Source organism: Corallococcus sp. CA041A, from assembly GCF_003612075.1.
Classification (GTDB): domain Bacteria; phylum Myxococcota; class Myxococcia; order Myxococcales; family Myxococcaceae; genus Corallococcus; species Corallococcus exiguus.
Genome location: NZ_RAWF01000476.1, coordinates 1 through 3,086 on the forward strand (window position 1 = coordinate 1; position 3,086 = coordinate 3,086).

Annotated in this window: 5 protein-coding genes; 2 read left to right on the forward strand and 3 right to left on the reverse strand. The window is 67.8% G+C overall.

Going from position 1 to position 3,086, the window contains the following annotated elements; genetic code table 11:
• Nucleotides 1-720: alpha/beta fold hydrolase (locus D7V77_RS41215; protein ID WP_147452342.1), on the forward strand; the 720-nt coding region annotated here is incomplete at its 5' end.
• 18 nt (nt 721-738) lie between these two features.
• Nucleotides 739-1,254 (forward strand): GNAT family N-acetyltransferase, encoded by a 516-nt coding sequence (locus D7V77_RS41220; RefSeq protein ID WP_120581633.1) that lies wholly within the window; start codon nt 739-741, stop codon nt 1,252-1,254.
• 99 nt (nt 1,255-1,353) lie between these two features.
• Here D7V77_RS41220 and D7V77_RS45365 read toward each other — a convergent pair whose 3' ends face one another.
• From D7V77_RS45365 to D7V77_RS41235, 3 genes are all read right to left on the reverse strand, one after another.
• Nucleotides 1,354-1,833, reverse strand: a complete 480-nt coding sequence (locus tag D7V77_RS45365) for a hypothetical protein (protein WP_233597546.1) — start codon at nt 1,831-1,833, stop codon at nt 1,354-1,356.
• Nucleotides 1,834-1,855: 22 nt separating this feature from the next.
• A complete protein-coding gene (locus tag D7V77_RS41230; protein ID WP_120581634.1) occupies nt 1,856-2,641 on the reverse strand; it encodes a hypothetical protein in 786 nt (261 codons plus the stop codon).
• Between the two features lie 121 nt (nt 2,642-2,762).
• Nucleotides 2,763-3,086 (reverse strand): FtsX-like permease family protein (locus D7V77_RS41235; protein WP_120581636.1); only part of this gene is annotated, 324 nt, incomplete at its 5' end.

Sequence of the window (3,086 nt, forward strand, 5' to 3'; positions counted from 1 at the left end):
GTGGTGGGCTGGGTGAAGGCGCGCACGGGGCAGCGCCGCGTGGGGTTGGTGGGCTGGGCCACGGGAGGGCACTGGGCGGGCATGTACGCCAGCCTCCACCCGGACAACGTCAGCCACCTGGTGATGCTCAACGCGCTGTACGCGGGCAGCGCGGAGCACAAGCTGTTGGGGAAGGGCACGGACTTCGAGGACCCGAAGCGGCCGGGGCACTTCAACGCGGAGGGCATTGGCGCCTACCGGTGGAACACGGGTGCGTCGCTGATGGCCGTGTGGGACCGGCAGTTGCCCGAGGCGGAAGAGGAGCGGGTGAAGTGGCGGGACCCGGAAGTGGCGGCGTCGTTCCAGCGCGAGGCGGTCACGAGTGATCCGCTGGGGCCGTCACGCACTCCGTTCGCGTTCCGGGCGCCATCCGGGGCGCTGGAGGACAGCTTCTATCTGGCCACGGGCCGGCAGCTGTGGGACGGAGCGTCCATCACCGCGAAGGTGCTCATCCTGCGCGCGGAGAACGACTTCTGGAGCAGGCCGGAGGACGTCACGCGCCTCCAGGAGCACCTGAACCACGCGGCCAGCGTGAAGGCCGTGGTGCTCCCGGGCGCGACGCACTTCGTGCACCTGGAGCGGCCGGAGCGGGGCCGCCGCCTGCTCATGGACGAACTGCTGCGCTGTACCGGCGCCCGCGTCACCCCCGCGCCGAAGCCTCCGAAGCCCGCCACGCCGTGAGCCGCTAGACTGGTGGGGATGATTTCCATCCGGAGACTCGAACAGGCGACCCCCGAGGAGCGGGAGGCGTTGGCCGAAGTGCTCATCGACTCCGTCGACGGAGGCGCGTCGGTGGGCTTCCTGCCGCCGCTCTCTCGGGACGCGGCGGTGGAGTACTGGCGGGGCGTGCTCGCGGCGCTGGGGCCGGGGCTGGTGCTCTGGGTCGCGGAGGTGGACGGTCGCATCGACGGCACCGTGCAACTCGCGCCCTCGCTGCGCCCCAACGGGCTGCACCGCGCGGAGGTGCAGAAGCTGCTCGTGCATTCGCGGGCCCGCGGACAGGGGCTCGCGTCGCTGCTGCTTCAGGAGATTGAACAGTACGCGCGGGGCGCGGGGCGCACGCTGCTGGTGCTCGACACGCTGGCGGGCTCGAAGGCGGAGTCCGTCTACCAGCACTTCCAGTGGCAGCGCGCCGGCGAGATTCCCGACTGGGCGCGGCACACCGATGGTGAGCTGCACCCCACGGTCCTCTACTTCAAGCGCATCGTTCCCTGACGTTCACTGCGCGCGGGGGCAGGGCGGGATGCCGGAGCGAAGCGCGCATGGAATGACGCGGAGATGTGTTGTTTCACAGGTCACGCCGGAGGGGCGCCTTCAGGGATGATAGGGATAGCGCGCCAGGACCTTCCCGTCCGCCGACACGGCATACAATTCGTACCAGTGCGCGGAGGGATTGAATCCAGGTGCTGCCCAGCCACACTTCGCGACGTTTCGCTTGATCTCCACGAAGTACATCCCGCCGTGTTGGGCCACGGAGACCTCCATGGCCTTGGCGGTATATGAGCAGTCCTTCGCATACTCCTTGGGAAAACCTGCCAGCAGCCGCTGCAAGGCCGCATGGGCGGCGAGAACCGCCGGTCCGTCCAGCGTTGCCAGGGGCCGCAGGTCGTCAGGCCATTCAATCCCCTCCGCGACGAGGGGGGCGCGGGGCGTGGTACCGCCGTCGGCATTCGTCACCACGGGCGGAGACACGACGCTGCCCCCGTCCCTCGCGGCTGTGCCAGAAGAGGCGGGAGGCGTGCCTCCGTCCAGCAGGAGCGTGAGGAGAAGGACGTGATGAGGGAGGTTCATCATGGGGACAGGCTCCAGGGCCCTTCTACCACTTCAACTCGGGTGAGCAGCGAGGTAGCAGCATGCGGGGGCTGCGCATGCCAGAAGCCTCTTGTGGATGACAGTTCGCCTGGAACTCCCAAAGCGCCTTGTCCTCATTCCATTGGAAGACCTCTCCCGCGGGGTTCCACTTGTAGAAGCGAGGTTCGTCCTTGTGTCCCGTGGCGAGCCAGGCCCATGCGGGAATCAACCGGTTCCTCGAGTCACGCGCCAGCCGTCCATCAGGGCTTGCGGCATAGGCCACCATCGTCCACAGCCCGTCCTCCATCTTCATCGCGGGGAATCGGGTCAGATCGTCACTGCTCATGCTCGTCGCGCACGGGTGATTGTGCGCGAAGCCGATGATGGGCAGGTTCCGACCAAAGGATTCATCGTCGACGCCACCGAAAGGAGGCTGGCACGAGCTGCGTTCCTTCATGAGGTTGCGGATGGGCCATGAAACACGCCAGTCCTGCGGCGTTTTATAGAGGGCGACGCAGTATTCAGATGCATCCGGTCGTGGACCACCGGTGTTCGGGTCGCAGGCATCCGCCGCACCCGGCAGGCTCATCAATGCCCGGAGCGTCGGCAGCACCAGGTCATCCGGAATCGTGTCGGTGTCCGATACGACGGCCGGGACGTCCTTGTGTGGCCAGGGACCTGGGGCCACCGCGAGGTCGAACCGCCCTTCCAGAATGGGAAGTTCTGATCGCAGGTAGTAGAGGCGGGGGCCCGCACAGGCCATGAGCAACACGAACATGAAGGCGCAGGTCTGGCGCGTCGCGGTGCGCATTCCCGAAACACTCCCTGGATGACCTGTCGGGACCCGGGACTCCGGCGGAGCGGCCATCGTTCCGCAGGATAGCGGGTTGTCCGAAGCCTGTGCAGTCTCACCCCAAGCGATAGGCCGGGGCTCAATCCGCCCGGAGCACGACCGCCGGGGGCACGTGCGCGGCCCTTCGTGCTGGCAACAGCGCCGCGAGGAACGCCATCGCGCCGAGCACCGCCACCACCAATCCATACGTGAGCGGATCCGTGGGCCGCACTCCGTTGAGCAGGTGCGACAGCGCGCGGCTGGCTCCCCATGCGAGTCCCAGCCCCAACACCAGCCCCACCGCAGTGAGCCGCAGGTAGTGGCTCAACACCATGCCCATCAGCTGGCCCGCCCTCGCCCCCAATGCCATGCGGATGCCCAGCTCTCGCGTGCGCTGCACCACCGCGTAGGCCACCACCCCGTC

Coding starts and splice junctions, on each gene's coding strand:
- D7V77_RS41220 (WP_120581633.1), top strand. CDS start 739: ATGATTTCCATCCGGAGACTCGAACAGGCGACCCCCGAGGAGCGGGAG.
- D7V77_RS45365 (WP_233597546.1), bottom strand. CDS start 1,833: ATGATGAACCTCCCTCATCACGTCCTTCTCCTCACGCTCCTGCTGGAC.
- D7V77_RS41230 (WP_120581634.1), bottom strand. CDS start 2,641: ATGCGCACCGCGACGCGCCAGACCTGCGCCTTCATGTTCGTGTTGCTC.